Below are 19,199 nucleotides of genomic sequence, written 5' to 3'. Positions count from 1 at the left end.
GCTACCGCGCCCGGGCCTCGCTGTGTGGAGGCCAACTGGAGCTGTGTACAGGCGAGTTCATGTCCCGTGGCTGGTGAGAGTGAATCCCCCACCTTGACGGAGTCGCAGTCCGGTAATCCCGCGGTCAGGCCGGTGGCTTGTCGATCGCCGCGTCGCTGCCGGCCCAGAGGTAGATGCGCGTGATGCCTGGCTGGAACTCGTGCAGGTGGATCTCCGCGCACAGCCGGAGGGAGTCGCTCTCGGGTGTCTTGGTCACCCGGGGGCAGGCGTTGGTGATGCGCATGCCCTCGACGAAGGTCTCGGGCTCGGGGAGGCCGAGGTGGGTGAAGCCGTCGCTGCGGGTGTAGCCCGGCTCCTCCGGGTGCTCGTTGCGGACCATCTGGGTGCCCTCGCGCCGAAGCGGCTGCACGAACCGGTCCGCCTCCGCAGTTGTCACGGTGAACGCGAGCAGCGCGGCGTCGTACTGCAGGTTGGTGTGGAGACCGGCCCGCCGGTCGGTGGCCGTCTCCGGCACCCGGAGGCCCATCACACCCGCCGTCCACTCGGGCGTGGCGTTCTCCTCCCAGCAGCAGTACTTCTCGTGCTCGGCCGGCTCCCGCAACCCGTACCCCACCATCACGAGCAGGCCGAGCACACCGAGGATGCACAAGCCCGAGAACACCCAGGCGCCGACGGCGAGGCGCCGCTGCCAGGACCACTTCCGCTTCCCGGGCCCCGCCGGAGCCGCCGGACCGCTCACCGGTCGACCTCCCCGCCGCCGGCCGTCGTCACCGTCACGGACTGCTTGGCATCCGCCCATTCCACGTCGAACGTCACCGGTCCCCTCCATGGCTGCACAACGCAGAAGAATTCACCCTAACAAGCGACCCCGGAAGGGACGTTCGATGCCACAGGTGCAGGTCGGCCGCATCGGTCCATGAGTACAGCCTCGGCGCCGAAACGGGCTGGGCACGTCCCCGAGTGGGGCTGGTTACCTCCGAGGTAATCGACCCCGTCGCGGGTGGGTCGCACAGTGGGGGTGTCGGGTTCCGGGGCCGCGCACTCGGCTCCGGGATCCGGGTTTCGTTCGGTCGTTCGACCTCGATGGAGGCTGATTTCCCATGTCTGCAACCCTGCTCGGCAGCATCGCCCGTACCAGCGTTCCGCAGGCCGCGCTGCGTCGGTTTCTCGCCCTCGACTCCGTGGTCACCACCGGCAACGGGCTTGCGTACGTTGCCTTCTCCGCCCCGCTGGAGCGGCTGCTCGGCGTCGGGCAGGGGCTGCTGCTCGGGCTCGGGGTGCTGCTCGTCGTGTACGGGGCCGCCGTCGGCCTGCTCGCCTCGCGGCCGCAGCCGCCGGCTCTCGCCGTGAAGCTCGTGATCGAGACCAACTACGCCTGGGCGGCCCTGAGTCTGGTCGCGCTTGCGGTCTGGTTCACGCCCACCGTCGCCGGGGCCGTGTGGATCCCCGCGCAGGCCCTCACCGTCGCCGGCTTCGCCGTGCTCCAGCAGCTCGCCCTGCGCTCAGTCTCCGAGTGAGCGCAGGTACTTCACCGTCGCCGGGTCGGCCGGGAGCATGGTCTCGATGGCCAGCTCGGCGACGGTCACGTCCATCGGCGTGTTGAAGGTCGCGATGGACGACACGAAGGACAGCAGGTGGCCGTCGTGCTCGATGACCAGCGGAAGCGCGATGTACGGGACGGGCCCGGCCGGCTCGCCGTCGCCGCCGCCCGGGCGTTCGGGGACCGGGTACGACGACACCTCCTCGTACAGCGCACGGAGCGGCTCGGAGCGGGCCAGCGCGATCTGGCGCTCCATCTGGGCCAGCAGGTGACCGCGCCACTCCCTGAGGTTGTGGATCTTCGGGGCCAGGCCCTCCGGGTGCAGGGTGATCCGCATGGCGTTCAGCGGCGGGGTCAGCAGGTGGTCCGGCAGCCCGTCCAGCAGCATCACGATGCCCTGGTTGGCGGCGACGACGTTGTAGGTGGCGTCCACGACCAGCGCGGGATAGGGCTCGTATCCCGTCAGCAGTCGCTCGATGCCCTCGCGCAGCGTCTCCATCGACGGGTCGTCCAGAGCGGTCTGCGCGTAGCGCGGGGCGTAACCCGCCGCCAGCAGGAGGGCGTTGCGCTCCCGCACCGGCACGTCGAGGCGGTCGGCGAGCCTCAGCACCATCTCCTGGCTCGGCCGTGACCGCCCGGTCTCGATGAAGCTGATGTGCCGGGACGAGGAGTCGGCGCGGCCCGCCAGCTCCAGCTGGCTGATGCCGCGCCGCTCCCGCCATGTCCGGAGCAGGGCGCCGACCGCGGGTGTCGTGGGGGTCATGCCCACGACGGTAGCCGAGCGTGTGTGCGGCCGGGATCAGCCGAGGTCGAAGACGTTCCGCAGGCCGAGGCGGTGGCGCCACAGGTCGTGCCGTTTGGCGGACTCCAGCTCCGGCGCCCGGTACATCGGCTTGACCGTGCACCGTTCGGCCCGCGAACCGTCCCGGTCCAGCAGGGAGTTGACGGCCGCCCGGGCCGAGGCGTTGGCACCCTCCATCGTCGCCAGGTCGATGTCGACCGCGACGTAGTCCCCGCTGAGGAAGAAGTTCGGGATCCGGGTCCCCGCGCTCGGCCGGTTGTGGAGGGTGCCGACCGGGTGGATCAGCAGCTCGTCCTCGTTGGTGGGGTTCGGGGTGCCGAGTCCGTCCACCCCCGGGTCCAGGAACCACGAGTGCAGCCTGGAGTCGGACAGCAGGGTCTTCCCCGTGTCGTTGAGGGAGGCCTTCAACTGCGCCCACACCTCGCGCGCCACCTCCTCGCGGGTGCACTGCTTGGCCGTCTTCCCGTACAGGATCCCGGGCTTGTCCCACTCCGAGATGTCCACCGACAGGCAGTCGACGGCCGTGCCGTCGCCGTAGTCGGCGGGGAAGTCGCGGGACGGCCAGTGCTCCGCCTGCTGGATGGCCGTCAACGACCAGGCGGAGTCGATGCAGTTGAGGTGCCCGTGCACCAGCGGGGCCCGCTCGGTGAGGTAGAACTGGATGCCGGTCATCCAGTCGGTCTCCAGCTTGTCGCAGCGCCCCAGCATCGGATCGGCGGCCCGCAGCCCCGCGCTCCAGGTGCGGCGGGCGTGCTCCACGGGCAGCGCGCTCACGTAGTGGTCCGCGGTGACGGTCTGCCGGGCGCCGTCCGGGCCCTCGACGGCGACCCCGCTCACCCGGCCGCCGCCGTACTGCACCTCCCGTACCGTCCACCCGATCCTGAACTCCACGCCGAGGGAGCGCAGATGGGTCTCCCACGGGTCGATCCAGGCCTCGTTGGTGGGCAGGTTCAGGATCCGGTCCGGCGGGCCGTCCGCCCCGCGCCCCAGCAGGTTGAAGACGAAGGCCTCGCCGAGGGTGCCGACCGTACGGGTCGAGGCCTCCTCGGCCTTGGTCGCCACGATGTTGCGGGTGATGCCGACGGCGAGGATGCGCCGGTACTCGTTCGACATGCGCTCCGCGCGCACGAAGTCCCACCACGGGGTCCGCTCCCAGACCTGGTCCCGCCGCTCGTCGCAGCTGGTGAGGAAGACGAGTACGCGGTCGACGAAGTACGCCGTCTCGTGCAGCGGGAGCCGCACCAGCGTCTGCAGGATGCCGGTCAGGGCGCGCCGGATCTCCTCGGGCGTCAGCTCGGCGGGGGAGTGGCCGGGCCAGGGGATGGGCGCGCGCAGGTCCTCGCGCCCGGCCGCGCGGGCGAACATCATCTCGCGCGGGGCGACGAGGTTGTCCCACACGCCGCCCGCGTTCCCGGGGAAGGGGATGCGCCGCATCGTGTCGGGCAGGTTGTGGTAGATGCCCGGGATGAAGCGGAAGCCGTGCTCGGCGGGCAGTGGTCTGCGGCCGCCGCGGGCGCTGCCGGGTACGTCCATGCTGCGCGCCTTGCCGCCGAGCGCCCGGCGCTCGTAGACGGTGACGGCGTAGCCGCGCTCGGCGAGTTCGTGCGCCGCGGTCAGGCCGGCCACCCCGCCGCCGAGGACCGCCACACGGCGGCCGTTCGGCGGTGTGGCAACGACCGCCGCTTCTGCCGCCGCCGCTTCCGCCGCTGCCGTCGGGGCCGTCGCGACCGCGCCGGCCAGGGCGCCGACGGTGGCCGCCGCACCCGCGCCCGCGCCCGCGATGAACGTACGCCGGGAACTTCCTGTGTCCGTCATGGCGAATGCCCTCTCGTTACCGCTGGTAACAGTCACGTCCGGCGCAGGAGCATATGGGGGGCGCGTTCGGCGTGGAAGGCGCAGAAGTACCCGGGCGCACTATGGCGCGAAAGGTTCGTTCCGGCGTGCACTGTGGGAACCTTGACCACACGTCACGGGAAAAGGAGCCGGTGCATGCCGAGTGAGCCGCTGTCGCAGAAGGAGATCGAGGACCGGTTGCGGGAACTCCCCGGCTGGGCCTTCGAGGACGACCGGATCTTCCGCACCTACCGGCTGGGCTCGCACTTCGCCGCGAGCGCCCTGGTGGCCCACATCGCCACCGTCCAGGAGGAGTTGAACCATCACTCGGACCTGACGCTCGGCTACAACACCGTCCGGCTCTCCGTGAACAGCCACGACGCCGGCGGCGTGGTGACGGAGTCCGACTTCGCGCTCGCCGAACGCGTCGAAGCCCTCGCCCCCGCCCACGGCGCGAGCTGATGACCACGCACATACCGCCCGTGAAGACCCTGCTCGACTACGACGCCGAGGCCGGTGCCTACGACGCCACCCGCGGCGGCTCCCCGCGTGCCGAAGCCGCCGCGGCGGCCGTCCTCGGGCTGCTCCCGGCGGACGCGGGCACCCTCCTCGACCTCGGCTGCGGCACCGGCATCGTCACCGCCCGGATGGACCGCCCCGGACTGCGCGTCCTCGGCGCGGACGCCTCCCACGGCATGGCCTCGACGGCCCTGCGGCGCGGCGTCCCGGTGACCCTCGCCGACGCGGCCCGGCTGCCGGTGCGGTCGGGCTCGCTGGACGCGGTGAGCGCCGTGTGGCTGCTGCACCTGCTGCGCGAGCCGGGACTGGTGCCGGTGGTGATCGCCGAGGCCGGGCGGGTGCTGCGCCCCGGCGGGGTCTTCGTCGCCACCGTCGACAAGGACTCCGCGCACGACGTCGGCAGCGACATCGACGCCGTGTTCGCCGCGCACCTGACGCCGACCCCCTCGGACGCCTCCGGCGAGGTCGAGGCGTACGCGGCGCGGTCGGGCCTGCGCCCGGCAGGCGAGGCCCGCTTCACCGGCCACGGCCAGGGCCGCACCCCGCGCGGCTCCGCCGAGGCGCTGCTCGCGGGCCGGTACGCCTCCCGCATCGTCCCGCGCGGCATCACCGCGCGGGAGCTGGCGGCCCGGCTCGAACTGCTGCCCGACCAGGACGTCCCGCGCGCGGAGCCGACGTACCGGCTGCGGAGCTTCGTACGCCTCTGAGACGGACGCATACGAAGCCCCGCGCGGCGCGGTGCGGCGCCGCGGTGCGCCCGCGATGGCCGCCGTGGCCGGGCTGCGCCGTGGCTACGCCGGCTCCAGCCGCCACCACTGGGACGGGGAGTCGGTGTCCTCGCCCTGCCGGGCCCGGCCCTCCCCGTCGGCCTCCAGCGGCAGGCCGCTGATGCACGCGATCAGGGACACCACGCCCGGATCGTCGAGGTGTTCCTCGACGATCCACTCCTGCGCGCCGAAGGCGTTGGCCCGCCACACCTGCACCCGGGCGCCGCTGTCCGTCGATGCGTTCGCGACGTCCAGACGCCGCTCGTTGTCCTCGCTCACCACGTGGAAGATCCCGCCGCCGCTGTGCACCGGCGCGATCCGCCAGCGGCGGGCGGCCACCGGCGCGGGCGGCCCGTCCGGGCCCACCCGCACCCGGGAGGCGCCCTCCAGCTGGAGCACCAGCCCACTGTCCACGTTGCGGATCCGGTAGAGCCCGTCGGGAACGTTCACCCGGTCCGCCCTCACACGTCGAATTCGGCCGGGTCCGGCCCGATCCGGCGGCCCGCCGCGCCCGCGCCCAGGGCGTCCAGCGCGGCCATGTCGGCGGTGCCCAGCTCGAAGTCGAAGACGTCCAGGTTCTCCCGGATGCGTGCGGGCGTCACGGACTTCGGGATGACGATGTTCCCGTGCTGCAGGTGCCAGCGCAGCACCACCTGCGCGGCGCTGCGGCCGTGCGCGGCGGCGATCGCCGCAACGGCCGGGAGGGTGAGGAGTTCCTTGCCCTGGCCGAGCGGGGACCAGGCCTCCGTGGCGATCCCGCGCCCGGCGTGCACGGCGCGCAGCTCGGCCTGCGGGAAGAGCGGGTGCAGCTCGACCTGGTTCACGGCCGGCACCAGCTCACTCTCGGCGGCGAGCCGCTCCAGGTCCGCCGGGCGGAAGTTCGACACGCCGACCGCCTTGGCGCGGCCGCTCGCCGCGATCTCCTCGAAGGTCTTCCAGATGGAGACGAAGTCGTCGCGCATCGGGCGCGGCCAGTGGATCAGGTACAGGTCGACGTGGTCGAGACCCAGCTTGGAGAGGGAGTCGTCGAAGGCGCGCAGCACCTCGTCGCGGCCCCACCGCTGCTTCGGGCCGTTCCACAGCTTGGTGGTGACGAACAGCTCCTCGCGCGGCACCCCGGAGGCGGCGACGCCCTTGCCCGTGCCCTTCTCGTTGCCGTAGACGGCGGCCGTGTCGATGCTGCGGTAACCGGCCTCCAGGGCGGTCCCGACGGCGCGCTCCGCCTCCGCGTCCGGCACTTGCCAGACGCCGTAGCCGAGCTGGGGCATGAGCGTGCCGTTGTTGAGCTTGATGGCCGGGACCTGGTTCACGTCTGGTCGTTCCCTCACGTCGTTGTGTCGGTGGCTCGGTGTGCCGGTGTGCCGGTGTGCCGGCAGTCAGGGGTGCAGCGTCGTACGAGGGGCGACAACCGGCCCCTCGTACGACGTATTCCCGCCATCCCGTCATCCCGACGAGCCCCGGACGCCGTACAGGGGGATTCGTCTCACGCGGTCCCGAGGTACGCCTCCCGCACGAGCGGGTCCGCCCGCACCTCGGCCGCCGTGCCCTCGGCCAGCACCGTCCCGAGGTCCAGGACGACGACCCGCGTGCAGAGGTCCATCACGAAGGCCACGTTGTGCTCGACCAGCAGCACCGCACAGCCCTCCTGCTCCGCCAGCCGCCGGACCACCGCCGCGAGCTGCTCGCGCTCGGGCGCCGACATGCCCGACGCGGGCTCGTCCAGCAGCAGCACCCGGGGCGGATCGGCCACCGCCCGGGCCATCTCGACCATCCGGGCCTGCCCGACGGGCAGCCCACCCGCGTACGAGGTCCCGAGCGCGCCGATCCCGCAGTCGGCCAGCACCCGCTCGCCGCGGACCCGGCGCGCACGCTCCCGGGCCCGCCGGGACGGGAGCGCGAGGAGGTCGGCGGCCAGCCCGCCCCCGCCGCCCCGCCACTCCTGCGCCACCAGCACGTTGTCGGCCACGCTGAGCTGCCCGAACAGCTGCTGCCGCTGGAACGTCCGCCGCATCCCGTGCCGGGCCCGCCAGACGGGGGAGCGGCGGGTGATGTCGGACCCGTCCAGAACGATCCGCCCCTGGTCGGGGCGGCGGATCCCCGACAGGACGTCGAACAGCGTGGTCTTCCCGGCCCCGTTCGGACCGATCAGCCCGCACACCTCGCCCGCCCGGATCCCGAGGTCCACCCCGGCGAGCGCCCGTACGCCGCCGAAGCGCACGCCGACACCACGGGCTTCCAGCACGTAGCCGCTCATGTCCCCATCCCCAGGTAGGCCTCGGTGAGCCGGTCCGCCTCCACCTCGGCCCGGGGGCCGCACCAGGAGACCCGGCCCTGGGAGAGGTAGGCCACGGTGTCGGCGATGCCCAGGATCTCCGCGGCCTTCTCCTCCACCAGGAGCAGGGCGGTCCCGGCGTCGCGGAGCTCGGTGAGCAGCGCGTACACCTCCTCCACCACGCGCGGGGCGAGCCCGAGGGACGGCTCGTCGGCGATCAGCACCTCGGGCGGCCGCTGCAGTAGAGGTGCCAGGGCCAGCATCTGCTGCTCCCCGCCGGACAGGGCCCCGGCGGGGATCCCGCGCCGCTCCGCGAGGCGGGGGAAGCGGGCGTAGACGGCGGCCCGTGCATCGGCCTCCTTGAGGTACAGGGCCAGGTTCTCCTCGATGGTGAGCGCGGGGAAGATCCCGCGCCCTTCGGGGGCGAGCAGCACCCCGGCCCGGGCGCGCCGCACGGCGCCGTCGCGGGTGGCGTCCCGCCCGGCCACGTACACCGCTCCGCCCGTGACGGGCAGCGAGCCGGCGGCCACCCGGCAGGCCGTGCTCTTCCCGGCCCCGTTGGGCCCGAGCACGGCGAGGATCTCCCCCTTGCGGACGGTGAGGTCGACCCCGTGCAGCACGAGCCCCCCGTCGTACCCGGCCGCCACGCCGCGCAGCACGAGGGCGGGCGCGGGTTGGGCGGGCGTGGGGGGCGTGGCCCCTGCGGGGGCTCCGCCCCCGGCTCCGCCCCCGAACCCCCGCGCCTCGAACGCCGGCGAGGCCGCTTCTTCAGCCCCTCCGGCGTTCGAGGAGCGGGGTCCGGGGCGGAGCCCCGGTTCGCCCGCCGCCCGCCGCTTCGCCAAGCGCACCGGCACCGCCGCGCAGTACCCGTCCGGGTCATTGGCCAGGGCCAACCCCGCCAGGCCGAACAGGATCACCGGCAGGTGCGCGGACTCCGTCACGTAGTCGGACAGCAGCCGCGGGGCCACCGCGAACACGAGCCCCGCCACCACCGCGTACTGCGGCCGCCGGACCCCCGCCGCCACGACCACCGCCAGCCACACCAGCCCCGTCATCGCCGTGAAGTCCGTGGCCGTGATCCGGGTGTTGTACGACGCGTACATCACGCCCCCGAACCCGGCCAGCCCCGCCGACAGCGTGAACAGCAGCAGCTTCGTGCGCAGCACGGACACCCCCGAGGCCACCGCCGCAGCCGGGGCCGACCGCACCGCCAGCATCGCCCGCCCCGACGGGGAGTTCCGCAGGGCGCTCAGCCCCGCGGCGACCAGCGCGGCCAGGACGACCAGGGCCACCCCCAGCGCCCGGTCGTCGGACAGGTCCACCGGCCCGAACACCGGCCGCGGGATCGACCACCCCGTGTCGCCGTTGCGCAGCCACCTCAGCTGGAACAGCACCTGGTCGGCCAGGAACGCCAGCGCCAGCGTGGCCAGCGCCAGGGACCGGCCCCCCAGCCGCAGCGCCGGCAGCGCGACCAGCGCCCCCAGCAGCGCCGCCGCGCACGTGCCCACCGCCAGCGCCGCCACGAACGGCCAGCCCCGGCTCATGAGCAGGCCGGCCACGAGCGCCGCCCCGGTCACGATGGTGCCCTGCGCCAGCGACACCATCGCCCCCAGCCCGGTCACCACGGTGAAGGACATGAACACCAGCGCGATGGCCAGCCCCTGCGCCAGCAGCCCGCTCCAGAAGGGAGTCGTGACGGTGTAGAAGGCCACGCACAGCAGTCCGCCGGCCCCTGCCCACACCCCCCATCGGCGCCCCCACGACGCCCCGGCCAGATGGTCCACGGGCGGCGCGTCCACGGCCGCGACACCCGCCGCCCGCGCCCTGCGGGTCAGCACCAGCAGCCCGCCGAACAGGATCAGGAAGGGCACCGCCGTCCGGAAGCCGGTGATGCCCTCGGCGAAGGAGGCGTACCCGGCCACCAGGTTCTGCAGGACCCCCAGCCCCAGCCCGCCCGCGAACGCGAGCGGCACGGACGCGAACCGGCCGATGACCGCCGCCGTCGCCGAGACGAACAGGAACAGCGTGAAGTCGTGCGCCGACAGCCCCAGCAGCGGCGTCGCGAGCACACCCGCCAGCCCGGCCAGCCCCGACGCGATCATCCACGCCACCGACGACAGCCGGTCGGCGCTGATCCCGCGCAGTTCCGTCAGCGAGCGGTTGTCGACGGCGGCCCGCAGCTGCAGCCCGAGGCGTGTGTGCCGCATCAGCACCCACAGCGCCACCGCCACCAGCGCCGTCACCACCCACGTGATCAGCTGGTCGGAGTCGATGCCGACGCCGTCGGCGATCTGCCAGGACTTCGCGGGACTCGGCCCCACCCCCGGCAGCCCGAACTGGTTCTCCGCCGGCTTCACCGGCGCACCGGCCTGCGCCAGCAGCTCCACCAGCCACAGCCCGGCGGCCGGCAGCGCCACCAGCAGCCCGATGGTCGCCACGATCTGCGCCGTCTCCCCGACCCGCGCGAGCCGCCGGAACATCAGCCGGTCCAGCCCCCAGCCGAGACCGGGGGCCAGGACGCACACCACCAGCAGCGCCGCCGGGACGGCCGGCCAGCCCAGCCCCGAGTGCAGCTCGTAGAAGGTGAGCGCGCACAGGTAGGCGGTGGCCCCGTGCGCGAAGTTGAACAGCCCGGACGCCGAGTACGACAGCACCAGCCCGGTGGCGAGCAGTGCGTACAGGGCGCCCGAGACCAGACCGCTCAGGACGAAGACGAGCAGATCTCCCATGCCGCGGCCCTACTTGAAGGGGATGGGCTCGTAGCACTTGAACGGGACGGAGACCTCGTACGCGCCGTTCTTCAGCTGGACGAGCGCTCCGCAGCCGAAGCTGTCCTTCTGCCCCTTGGGTTCCGCGCGGTCGCCGACGAGCGTGCCGGTGTCGGAGAAGCCCTGCGCGGCGCTCTGGAAGGACTCGACGGTCAGGTCCTTGCCCGCCTTCTGCGCGATCGACACGAACAGGTCGGCCGACATGTACCCGGTCAGCATGTGCATGTTGAGCGGTACTTCCTTGCCGCCCGCGGCCGCCTTGATGTCGGCCTTGAACTGCGCCATCTTCGGATCGGTCGACTCGAACGGCTGGAACTGCAGCAGCACGTGCACCCCGTCGAGCGCCTGCTTGGTGGCGTCCTGGGCGAGCAGTCCCGGGTCGTAGTCGGTGGGGTCGGAGAGCAGCCCCTTGTACCCGCTGCGCTTGAGGGCGGTGAAGAGCCCGATGTTGTTGGGGGTCTGCATGACGGAGACGACCGCGTCCGGGGCCTTGCCGTCGTTGCCGGTGAGGATCTCCTTCACGTACGCGGACCAGTCGCTCGGGACGGCGGTGCCCGGTACGGAGGCCTTGGCGTAGGAGACCTTGAAGCCGGCGCTGGTGAAGCCCTGCTGGAAGGTGCGGATGCCGAACTTCCCGGCGTCGCTGTCGTTCGCGATGATCGCGACCGACTTGCCCTGGGCCCCGCCGAGGATCTGGGCGATGCCCTCGGGCCAGGTCTGGTTCAGGGTGCCGCCGGGGGTGGGGACCAGACAGCCGTTGAAGCCGTAGATGTACTTGGGTCCGCAGAAGGAGGGGAGGGTGCCCCAGCCGAAGGTGGGGACCTTCTCCTGCTCCAGGAAGTCGGCTCCGGAGAAGGTCACCGAGCTCATCGGGGAGACGGCGAAGACCTTGTCCTGCTGGACGAGCTTGCGGGCGGCCGCCATGTTCTTCGCGGGGTCCTGGCCGTCGTCCTCCGCGCCGATGTAGTCGATCTTGCGGCCGTTGATTCCGCCCTCGGCGTTGGCTCTGAGGTAGCGGGCCTTGGCGCCGAGGTCGGTGTCCTTCTTGCTGTAGCCGCTGGCGGTGGTCATCGACACGATCCCGCCGACCTTGATCGAGTCGGCGGTCACCCCGCGGGAGTTGCCGGGCGCGTCCCCGGGTGTGCCGGGGCTGGTGCCGTTGGTGGAGGCGGAGTTGCAGGCGGAGACGAGTGCGAGGGCCGCTGCCGCGGCGGCCAGGGTGCGGATCGGTCGCAACATGTCGGGGATCCCCTCCGGTCGGAATCCCCGCATTCTGTGCGCGACCTGACGCACCGTCAATATCCACGGCAAAGAGAAATGACGGACCGTCAGTTATGGGCGAGGGTGGCCGGGAAGGCGCCGGGACCTGCGGCGGCAAGGTGGGTGGCGTGTCGGGCCGGCCTCCCCGGCCCGGATGCGACGCCCCACCCGCCGGAGCGGCAAGCCGTACCGTACCGGGCTAAAATAGGCTGGAAAGGTTCATACGGTATGTCCGGCGGCCTCGTGGTACCCCTGCGGGCGCTGTCCGGCCGGCCCGGGAGGCGTGATGACCGTACCCCCCGACGCGGCACCGCAGCACACGCAGAGCGACCCCGAGGACGTGCTCAAGCAGCTCGGAGGCTCATGGCACTGGGCACTCGGATTCGCCCTCGCGACCCTGATCCCGGGCATCCTGGTGCTCGTCTGGCCCGACGAGACGCTGCACATCCTGGCCGTGATCATCGGCCTGCAGCTCCTGGTGGCGGGCGGCTTCCGCTTCGTCTCGGCCTTCTCGCACAGCAGCGACGGGGGCGGCAGCAGACTGGCGGGCGTCCTGATCGCCATACTGGCGTTCCTGGCGGGCGTCCTGGTGCTGCGCCATCCGATGCAGACGATCGGCGCGCTGTCCCTGATCGTCGGGGTGTTCTGGCTGCTGACCGGAGTGCTCACGGCGTACGTCGCGATCGCCGACCGCGGGGTCCTGCACCGCGGCCTGCTCTTCGGCCTGGGCGCCCTCGGCACGGTCGCCGGAATCGTCGTGCTCTGCTTCCCGGTGGACTCCGCGGTCGCCCTGACGCGCCTGCTGGGCCTATGGCTTGTCCTGCTCGGCGTGTTCGAGGTCGTGATGGCCTTCGCGCTGCGCTCCGCCACCCGCCGGACAGCCGCGCCCCCCGCACCACGGTAAAGACCGCCGGGCCGGGCCTCGGGGACCGGCCCGTGCCGGGCGCCGGGGACCCGGCCCGTACGCGGGGCCTGTTCTCGGCCCCGCTCAGGACTCGTAGAGGGCCGCGACCTCCTTCGCGTACGCCTTCTCGATCGCCCGGCGCTTGAGCTTCAGCGAGGGCGTCAGCAGCCCCCGCTCCTCCGTGAACTCCTCCGCCAGCACGCGGAACGTGCGGATCGCCTCGGCCTGCGAGACCAGCGTGTTGGCCGCGACCACCGCCCGGCGCACCTCCGCCGTCAGGTCCGGATCGTGCACCAGGTCCGCCGCGGGCAACTGGGGCCGGCCGCGCATCGACAGCCAGTGCGCGATCCCCTCCATGTCCAGGGTGAGCAGGGCGGCGATGTACGGCCGGTCATTGCCCACCAGCACGCACTGCGACACCAGCGGGTGCGAACGGACCCGCTCCTCCAGCGCGGCCGGCGCGACGCTCTTGCCGCTGGAGGTCACCAGGATCTCCTTCTTGCGCCCGGTGATGGTGAGGTAGCCGTCCTCGTCGAGCCGCCCCAGGTCCCCGGTCGCCAGCCAGCCGCCGCGCAGCACGGCGTCCGTGGAGTCGGGGTCGTTGAGGTACCCGGAGAAGATGTGGCCGCCGTGCAGCCAGACCTCCCCGTCGTCCGCGATGTGCACGGTGCTGCCCGGAATCGGCGGGCCCACCGTGCCGTACTTCGTCGCCCCCGGCGGGTTCGCGGTGGCCGCCGCGCACGACTCGGTCAGGCCGTATCCCTCGAACACCGTGATCCCGGCGCCTTCGAAGAACAGCCCGAGGCGGCGCGACATCGCCGACCCGCCCGACATGGCGTACCGCACCCGGCCGCCCATCGCCTCGCGGACCTTCCCGTAGGCGAGCTTCTCGAAGAGCTGGTGCTCCATGCGCAGGGCGGCGGAGGGCCCCGGCCCGAGGCCGAAGGCCTTGCGCTCGCGTGCCTCCGCGTAGCGCACGGCCGTCTCCACCGACCGGTCGAAGGGTCCGGTGCGCCCCTCCGCCTCGGCCTTGCGGCGAGCGGCCGCGAAGACCTTCTCGAAGACGTACGGGACGCCGAGCACGAAGGTCGGCTGGAAGGCGGCGAGGTCCGGCAGCAACTCGGAGGCCACCAGCATGGGTTGGTGCCCGAGCTTGACACGCGCCCGGACGGCGGCCACCTCCACCATCCGCCCGAAGACGTGCGCCAGCGGCAGGAACAGCAGGGTGGACGGCCGGTCGCCCTGGCGGGCCTGGAACACGGACTCCCAGCGGGTCACCAGGGTGTCGGCCTCGTACATGAAGTTGGCGTGCGTGAGCACGCACCCTTTGGGGCGGCCGGTGGTCCCGGAGGTGTAGATGACCGTGGCGGTCGCGTCCGGGGTCACGGCGCCGCGATGGCGGTGCACGACGTCCTCGGCGACCCCGCGGCCGTCGGAGACGAGCCCATCCACGGCCCCGGCGTCGAGCTGCCACAGCCTGCGCAGGTGGGGGAGGCGGTCGATGACCGAGCCCACCGTCATGGCCTGGTCCTCGTTCTCGACGACGCAGGCCGTGCAGTCGGTGTCGTACAGGATCCAGTACACCTGCTCGGTGGACGACGTCGGGTAGACGGGCACGGGCTGGGCGCCGATCGCCCACAGTGCGAAGTCGAAGAGCGTCCACTCGTACCGGGTACGGGACATGACGGCGACCCGGTCCCCGAAGCGCACCCCCTGCGCCAGCAGCCCCTTGGCGAGCGCGAGCACCTCGGCGGCCAGCTGCCCGGATGTCACGTCCCGCCAGACCCCGTCGGTCTTGCGGCCGAGCACCACCCGGTCCGGCTCCTGGCGGGCGTGCTCGAAGACGACGTCGGCCAGCCCGCCGACGGGCGCGCCCGTGACGACCGGTGGGACGGTGATCTCGTGCAAGGCCCCGCTCCTCTCCGCGCGCCGCGGTGAACGTACCTCACGGTCAAGGGGGCTTGACGGGCGTTCGGATACCTCCACAAGACCTCCCCAGTGATCACGCCCCCTAAGCCTTTGACGTGCGGGGTTCGGGGTGGGAAGCGGCTCGGCGCGGAGGCGCGCCCGGGCGGTGCGGAAGGGTGCCGGGTGCGGTGCCGGTGGTACGGCCCGCCGCTGCCGGGGGTGTGACCCGCCGGTGCCCGTGGTGCGACGGTCGGGGGCGGCGGGTGACCCGGGCGGCGGCGGGGGTGTGACGGGCGGTGTCGGGGGTGGGGCGGTCCGCGTCGGGCGGGTGGGGGCGGTCCGTGTCGGGGCGGCGGTCCGCGGCGGGGTGGGACCGACCGGCGGCCGGTGGGACCGGGCGTCGGCGGTGTGGGACCGGCCGGCGGTGGGTGAGAGCGGCCGGTGGGCGGGGTGGGGCGACCGGCCGACGGCGGGAGTGTGACCGGCTCAGCCGGTGCGGCTGAGCCGGTCCGCACCGGACAGAACGGCCGCGGCCAAGGCCTCCGCGGCGGCGGAGGCGCGCGGCCCGCGGAGCAGCGCGAACTCCACCGGCCCCAGCTCCGGCAGCCCGCCGACCCGCACCAGGCCCGGCGGGATCAGCCCCCGGGTGTGCGCCATCACGCCCAGTCCGACCCGCGCCGCCGCGATCAGACCGCTCAGGCTGCCGCTCGTGCACGCGATCCGCCACGCCCGCCCGTCCCGCTCCAGCACCTCCAGCGCGCGGGCCCGGGTGATGCCCGGCGGCGGGAAGACGATCAACGGGACCGGGCGCTCCGGGTCCACCCGCAGCCCCTCCGCGCCGATCCACACCATCCGGTCCCGCCAGACGAGGCGGCCCCGCTCGTCCCCCGGCCCCCGCCGCTTCGCGAGCACCAGGTCGAGGCGCCCCGCGTCCAGCCGCTCGTGCAGCGTCCCCGACAGCTCCACCGACAGCTCCAGATCCACCTCGGGGTGCTCGTGCCGGAACGCTTCGAGGATCTCCGGGAGCCGCGTCAGCACGAAGTCCTCCGAGGCCCCGAAGCGCAGCCGCCCCCGCAGCCGCGTCCCCGTGAAGAAGGCCGCCGCGCGCTCGTGCGCCTCCAGGATCGTCCGCGCGAAGCCGAGCAGCGCCTCGCCGTCCTCCGTCAGCTCGACGCTGTGCGTGTCCCGGACGAACAGCGGCCGCCCGGTCGCCTCCTCCAGCCGCCGCACGTGCTGGCTGACCGTGGACTGCCGTACGCCGAGCCGCCCCGCGGCCTGCGTGAAGCTGAGCGTCTGGGCCACCGTGAGGAAGGTGCGCAGCTGGACGGGGTCGTACATACCGCCCATGCTAGCCGCGCCCATCGCGGATCGTGATGACAGTGAGTGCAGTGTGCAGGTTTCCCGATCACCACTCGAACCCCGACCATGGGGGAGCACCCCAGGGCATCGGCCGCACCGCGCACCACCCGCCCCTGCGCCACGACCCCCCACGACCACCCGCCCCGACACGCCTCCTGCACCACCGCCCGACCGGCCACTGCTCCACCGGCCACTGCTCCACCGGCCACTGCCCGACCGGCCACCGCTCCACCGGCCCCGCTGACCGGCCACTGCCCCACGGGTCACCGCTCCACCGGCCACCGCCCCCGCCCCACCGACACCACCCGCCCCGACAGCAAGTGAGCACCCCGCACATGCGCCGCCCGCACTTCCCCGCCCGGCTGCCCCTGGACCCGTACATCCTGGTCCTCCTCGGCACCGTCGGCCTCGCCGCCCTGCTGCCCGCCCGCGGCACGGCCGCCACCGTCGCCGACGGCGCCTCCACCGCGGCCGTGGCCCTGCTCTTCTTCCTCTACGGCGCCCGGCTCTCCACCCGCGAGGCCCTCGAAGGCCTGCGCCACTGGCGGCTCCACCTCACCGTGCTCGCCTGCACCTTCCTGCTCTTCCCGCTCCTCGGCCTGGCCGCCCGCGGCCTCGTCCCCGGCCTCCTCACACCCCCGCTGTACGTCGGCCTCCTCTTCCTCTGCCTGGTTCCCTCGACCGTCCAGTCCTCCATCGCCTTCACCTCGATCGCCCGCGGCAACGTCCCCGCCGCGATCTGCGCCGGCTCCTTCTCCAGCCTGGCCGGCATCGTCCTCACCCCGCTCCTCGCCGCGGCCCTGCTCGGCGCGGACGCGGGCGGCTTCTCCCCCGACTCCGTCCTCAAGATCACCCTCCAGCTCCTGCTCCCCTTCCTCCTCGGCCAGGCCCTGCGCCGCTGGATCGGCGGCTTCCTCGTCCGCCACAAGCAGGTCCTCGGCTACGTCGACCGCGGCTCGATCCTGCTCGTCGTCTACGCCGCGTTCAGCGCGGGCGTGGCCGCGGGCATCTGGCACCAGGTCAGCCTCCCGCAGCTTGCCGCCCTGCTGCTGGTGGAGGCCGCACTCCTCGCCGTCATGCTCATCGCCACCTGGTACGGCGCGGCCCGCCTCGGCTTCGGCCGCGCGGACCGCATCGCCATCCAGTTCGCCGGGTCGAAGAAGAGCCTGGCCGCCGGACTCCCCATGGCCAGCGTGCTGTTCGGGGCCCAGGCAGGCCTGGCCGTGCTCCCGCTGATGCTCTTCCACCAGATGCAGCTGATGGTCTGCGCGGTCATCGCCCGCCGCCGCGCCCGCGATCCCGAGCCCGAACACGCGGCGGAGCGTGGGCCAGACCGTGTGGCGGAGGTCTCGCCCCCGACCCAACACCCCGCTCCCCGGGGCCGTTAACGTGCGGTAGTGACCTGGATACGCCCGCTCGGCGCGCACGCCGAACGCCCCTGCACCCTGGTGGTCTGCCGCGGCTGCTGCTGCGGCGACCCCCGCAAGAACCCCGGCACCGACCACGACGGCCAACTCGCCCGGCTGCGCGAGGCCGCGGCCGCCTCCGGGGGCCGCCTGGCCGTCCGTACGAGCGAATGCCTCGGGCCGTGCGCCCAGGCCAACGTCATCGTGGTCCAGCCCACCACCGAAGCCCGCCGCCGCGGCGCCCGCGCGGTGTGGTTCGGCTGGGCCCTGGACGACACCGCGACCGACGAGATCATCGCCTGGGCCGAATCCGGCGGCCCGGGCTCCACCCCGCTCCCGGCCACCCTGGACCTCCACCGCATCGACCCGCCGACCCCGAAGCCGGCCGAGGCCTCCACACGCCGCTCCCGCCGGGGGCGATGAGGTGCAGAACCTTGCCCGCGTGGTGGTCGTGCTGTTCGGCCTGTTTGTCGGTCTGGTGATCCTTCTGGCCCTGTCCCTCGACCTGAGGGACGGCAAACCCTTCGTTCCGCTGACGGCGGAGGACGTCACCGGCACGTGGCAGGGCGACCGCGGAGGCCGGCTCGAGGTGCTGGCCGACGGCCGGGTCCGCCTCGCGGAGCTCTCGGGCTGGCCATGCACCCCAGGCCCGAAGCGGGCCGTGCTCACCGGCGAGGGCAGCTGGATCATCGATCGGCACTCCGACGAGGATCCGGGTATCCAGATCCTGATCAAGTTCCCCGTCGACGGAACGCCCGCGGTACAGGCCTGCGACAACTGGTTCACGCTGCACGGCACCGGCAAGGAGGGCGCCACGGGCGACGGCAGCGACGTGTGGGCCACGTTCCTCGGCTACGAGAGCGGCGCCGTGGAGCGGTTCCGGCGCGCCGCTACAGGGTGATCCGCTCCTCGCCCGCGTAGATGTTCATGTCCGGGCCCCGCAGGAAGCCGACCAGGGTCATGCCCGACTCCAGTGCCAGGTCCACCGCCAGCGAGGACGGTGCGGAGACGGCCGCCAGGAGCGGGATGCCCGCCATCACGGCCTTCTGTACGAGCTCGAAGGAGGCGCGGCCCGACACCAGCAGGACCGCGCCCGTCAGCGGGAGCCGGCCCGCCTGGAACGCACGGCCGATGATCTTGTCCACCGCGTTGTGCCGGCCCACGTCCTCCCGCAGGTCCAGCAGCTCGCCCTGCGCCGTGAACAGCCCGGCCGCATGCAGCCCGCCCGTGCGGTCGAAGACCTTCTGGGCCGCTCGCAGCCGGTCCGGGAGCTCGGTGAGGACCTCCACGGGGACCCGTACCGGATCGGCGGCGATCCCCGGGAAGCGGGTCGCGGTCCGGACCGCGTCCAGGCTGGCCTTGCCGCACAGGCCGCACGAGGAGGTGGTGTAGACGTTGCGCTCCAGCGTGATGTCCGGAACGGGGACCCCGGCGGCCAGCTGCACGTTCACCACGTTGTAGGTGTTGGAACCGTCCTCGGTCGCCCCCTCGCAGTAGGTGACGGCCTGGACGTCCGAGGCGGCGCCGAGCACCCCCTCGCTCACCAGGAAGCCCACCGCCAGGGCGAAGTCGTCACCCGGCGTGCGCATCGTGATGGCCAGCGGCCTGCCGTTCAGCCGTATCTCCAGCGGCTCCTCGGCCACCAGTGTGTCCGGGCGGACGCCCGCCCCGCCGTTCCGGATCCGGACGACGCGACGGCGCTCGGTGACCCGTCCCATGGTGATCAGCCCACCCCTTCTGTTCTCGCCTCGGTTCTCGTCGGTATCCGACCTGCTCATTGTCCTGGTTCCGCTTACGCCCACGTCCCCGGCAGGGAGATCCTCGGGAATCTCCAAAATCCGGGGCCGGATTCCTGTCGGGT

The 19,199-nt window shown here is 73.0% G+C and carries 18 protein-coding genes; 7 read left to right on the top strand and 11 right to left on the bottom strand.

Annotated elements, in window-relative coordinates; genetic code table 11:
- Positions 1–124 precede the first annotated feature (124 nt).
- Positions 125–739 (bottom strand): hypothetical protein, encoded by a 615-nt coding sequence (locus OG534_RS06045; protein ID WP_326587036.1) that lies wholly within the window; start codon positions 737–739, stop codon positions 125–127.
- Positions 740–1,100: 361 nt separating this feature from the next.
- Here OG534_RS06045 and OG534_RS06040 point away from each other — a divergent pair, with 361 nt between their 5' ends.
- On the top strand, positions 1,101–1,517 hold the full coding sequence (locus OG534_RS06040; RefSeq protein WP_326587035.1) for a hypothetical protein: 417 nt from the start codon (positions 1,101–1,103) through the stop codon (positions 1,515–1,517).
- Here OG534_RS06040 and OG534_RS06035 read toward each other — a convergent pair.
- Complete coding sequence (locus OG534_RS06035; RefSeq protein ID WP_326587034.1) at positions 1,503–2,303, bottom strand: helix-turn-helix domain-containing protein; 801 nt, start codon at positions 2,301–2,303, stop codon at positions 1,503–1,505. The two genes, OG534_RS06040 and OG534_RS06035, sit on opposite strands and share 15 nt — an antisense overlap.
- Before the next feature lie 36 nt (positions 2,304–2,339).
- On the bottom strand, positions 2,340–4,157 hold the full coding sequence (locus tag OG534_RS06030; RefSeq protein ID WP_326587033.1) for a hydroxysqualene dehydroxylase: 1,818 nt from the start codon (positions 4,155–4,157) through the stop codon (positions 2,340–2,342).
- A gap of 174 nt (positions 4,158–4,331) precedes the next feature.
- On the opposite strand from OG534_RS06030, the gene OG534_RS06025 reads away from it, so the two are divergent.
- Positions 4,332–4,637: a 4a-hydroxytetrahydrobiopterin dehydratase gene (locus tag OG534_RS06025; RefSeq protein WP_326587032.1), complete on the top strand. Its 306-nt coding sequence runs from the start codon at positions 4,332–4,334 to the stop codon at positions 4,635–4,637.
- Positions 4,638–4,666: 29 nt separating this feature from the next.
- Entirely contained in the window at positions 4,667–5,401 is a 735-nt protein-coding gene (locus OG534_RS06020; RefSeq protein ID WP_326593491.1) for a class I SAM-dependent methyltransferase, read from the top strand.
- 84 nt (positions 5,402–5,485) lie between these two features.
- On the opposite strand, the gene OG534_RS06015 is transcribed toward OG534_RS06020, so the two are convergent.
- From OG534_RS06015 to OG534_RS05995, 5 genes are all read right to left on the bottom strand, one after another.
- Positions 5,486–5,911 carry an RICIN domain-containing protein gene (locus OG534_RS06015; RefSeq protein ID WP_326587031.1) on the bottom strand — a complete coding sequence of 142 codons (426 nt, stop codon included), beginning with the start codon at positions 5,909–5,911 and terminating at the stop codon, positions 5,486–5,488.
- 11 nt (positions 5,912–5,922) lie between these two features.
- On the bottom strand, positions 5,923–6,771 hold the full coding sequence (locus OG534_RS06010) for an aldo/keto reductase (protein ID WP_326587030.1): 849 nt from the start codon (positions 6,769–6,771) through the stop codon (positions 5,923–5,925).
- 173 nt (positions 6,772–6,944) lie between these two features.
- A complete protein-coding gene (locus OG534_RS06005; protein ID WP_326587029.1) occupies positions 6,945–7,715 on the bottom strand; it encodes an ABC transporter ATP-binding protein in 771 nt (256 codons plus the stop codon).
- Entirely contained in the window at positions 7,712–10,462 is a 2,751-nt protein-coding gene (locus tag OG534_RS06000; protein ID WP_326587028.1) for an ABC transporter permease subunit, read from the bottom strand. The genes OG534_RS06005 and OG534_RS06000 overlap by 4 nt, the downstream gene beginning before the upstream one ends.
- 9 nt (positions 10,463–10,471) lie before the next feature.
- A complete protein-coding gene (locus tag OG534_RS05995) occupies positions 10,472–11,740 on the bottom strand; it encodes an ABC transporter substrate-binding protein (protein ID WP_326587027.1) in 1,269 nt (422 codons plus the stop codon).
- Positions 11,741–12,047: 307 nt separating this feature from the next.
- Here OG534_RS05995 and OG534_RS05990 point away from each other — a divergent pair, with 307 nt between their 5' ends.
- Positions 12,048–12,665, top strand: coding sequence for an HdeD family acid-resistance protein (locus OG534_RS05990; protein WP_326587026.1), 618 nt, complete (start codon positions 12,048–12,050; stop codon positions 12,663–12,665).
- Positions 12,666–12,749: 84 nt separating this feature from the next.
- Here the strand turns inward: OG534_RS05990 and OG534_RS05985 are convergent, their stop codons facing one another.
- Together OG534_RS05985 and OG534_RS05980 are read right to left on the bottom strand one after the other, a co-directional pair.
- Positions 12,750–14,573, bottom strand: coding sequence for an AMP-dependent synthetase/ligase (locus tag OG534_RS05985; RefSeq protein ID WP_326587025.1), 1,824 nt, complete (start codon positions 14,571–14,573; stop codon positions 12,750–12,752).
- A gap of 486 nt (positions 14,574–15,059) precedes the next feature.
- Positions 15,060–15,911, bottom strand: a complete 852-nt coding sequence (locus OG534_RS05980; protein WP_326587024.1) for a LysR substrate-binding domain-containing protein — start codon at positions 15,909–15,911, stop codon at positions 15,060–15,062.
- 356 nt (positions 15,912–16,267) lie between these two features.
- Here OG534_RS05980 and OG534_RS05975 point away from each other — a divergent pair, with 356 nt between their 5' ends.
- The 3 genes from OG534_RS05975 to OG534_RS05965 are packed head-to-tail and all read left to right on the top strand — an operon-like array spanning position 16,268 to position 18,239.
- Positions 16,268–17,320, top strand: coding sequence for a bile acid:sodium symporter family protein (locus OG534_RS05975; RefSeq protein ID WP_326593490.1), 1,053 nt, complete (start codon positions 16,268–16,270; stop codon positions 17,318–17,320).
- Between the two features lie 9 nt (positions 17,321–17,329).
- A complete protein-coding gene (locus OG534_RS05970; RefSeq protein ID WP_326587023.1) occupies positions 17,330–17,761 on the top strand; it encodes a (2Fe-2S) ferredoxin domain-containing protein in 432 nt (143 codons plus the stop codon).
- 1 nt (position 17,762) lies between these two features.
- A complete protein-coding gene (locus OG534_RS05965; RefSeq protein WP_326587022.1) occupies positions 17,763–18,239 on the top strand; it encodes a hypothetical protein in 477 nt (158 codons plus the stop codon).
- On the opposite strand, the gene fdhD is transcribed toward OG534_RS05965, so the two are convergent.
- Positions 18,229–19,056 carry a formate dehydrogenase accessory sulfurtransferase FdhD gene (fdhD, locus tag OG534_RS05960; protein WP_326587021.1) on the bottom strand — a complete coding sequence of 276 codons (828 nt, stop codon included), beginning with the start codon at positions 19,054–19,056 and terminating at the stop codon, positions 18,229–18,231. The two genes, OG534_RS05965 and fdhD, sit on opposite strands and share 11 nt — an antisense overlap.
- Between the last annotated feature and the right edge of the window lie 143 nt (positions 19,057–19,199).

The sequence above is a fragment of the Streptomyces sp. NBC_01294 genome (assembly GCF_035917235.1).
GTDB lineage: Bacteria > Actinomycetota > Actinomycetes > Streptomycetales > Streptomycetaceae > Streptomyces > Streptomyces caledonius.
This window is presented reverse-complemented; position numbering and strand designations above follow the sequence as displayed.

Bases quoted from the DNA above. Each gene is read 5' to 3' on its own strand.
- OG534_RS05995 (WP_326587027.1), bottom strand. From the start codon at position 11,740: ATGTTGCGACCGATCCGCACCCTGGCCGCCGCGGCAGCGGCCCTCGCA.
- OG534_RS05975 (WP_326593490.1), top strand. From the start codon at position 16,268: ATGCGCCGCCCGCACTTCCCCGCCCGGCTGCCCCTGGACCCGTACATC.
- OG534_RS06025 (WP_326587032.1), top strand. From the start codon at position 4,332: ATGCCGAGTGAGCCGCTGTCGCAGAAGGAGATCGAGGACCGGTTGCGG.
- OG534_RS06040 (WP_326587035.1), top strand. From the start codon at position 1,101: ATGTCTGCAACCCTGCTCGGCAGCATCGCCCGTACCAGCGTTCCGCAG.
- OG534_RS06005 (WP_326587029.1), bottom strand. From the start codon at position 7,715: ATGAGCGGCTACGTGCTGGAAGCCCGTGGTGTCGGCGTGCGCTTCGGC.
- fdhD (WP_326587021.1), bottom strand. From the start codon at position 19,056: ATGGGACGGGTCACCGAGCGCCGTCGCGTCGTCCGGATCCGGAACGGC.
- OG534_RS05980 (WP_326587024.1), bottom strand. From the start codon at position 15,911: ATGTACGACCCCGTCCAGCTGCGCACCTTCCTCACGGTGGCCCAGACG.
- OG534_RS06030 (WP_326587033.1), bottom strand. From the start codon at position 4,157: ATGACGGACACAGGAAGTTCCCGGCGTACGTTCATCGCGGGCGCGGGC.
- OG534_RS06035 (WP_326587034.1), bottom strand. From the start codon at position 2,303: ATGACCCCCACGACACCCGCGGTCGGCGCCCTGCTCCGGACATGGCGG.
- OG534_RS06000 (WP_326587028.1), bottom strand. From the start codon at position 10,462: ATGGGAGATCTGCTCGTCTTCGTCCTGAGCGGTCTGGTCTCGGGCGCC.
- OG534_RS05990 (WP_326587026.1), top strand. From the start codon at position 12,048: ATGACCGTACCCCCCGACGCGGCACCGCAGCACACGCAGAGCGACCCC.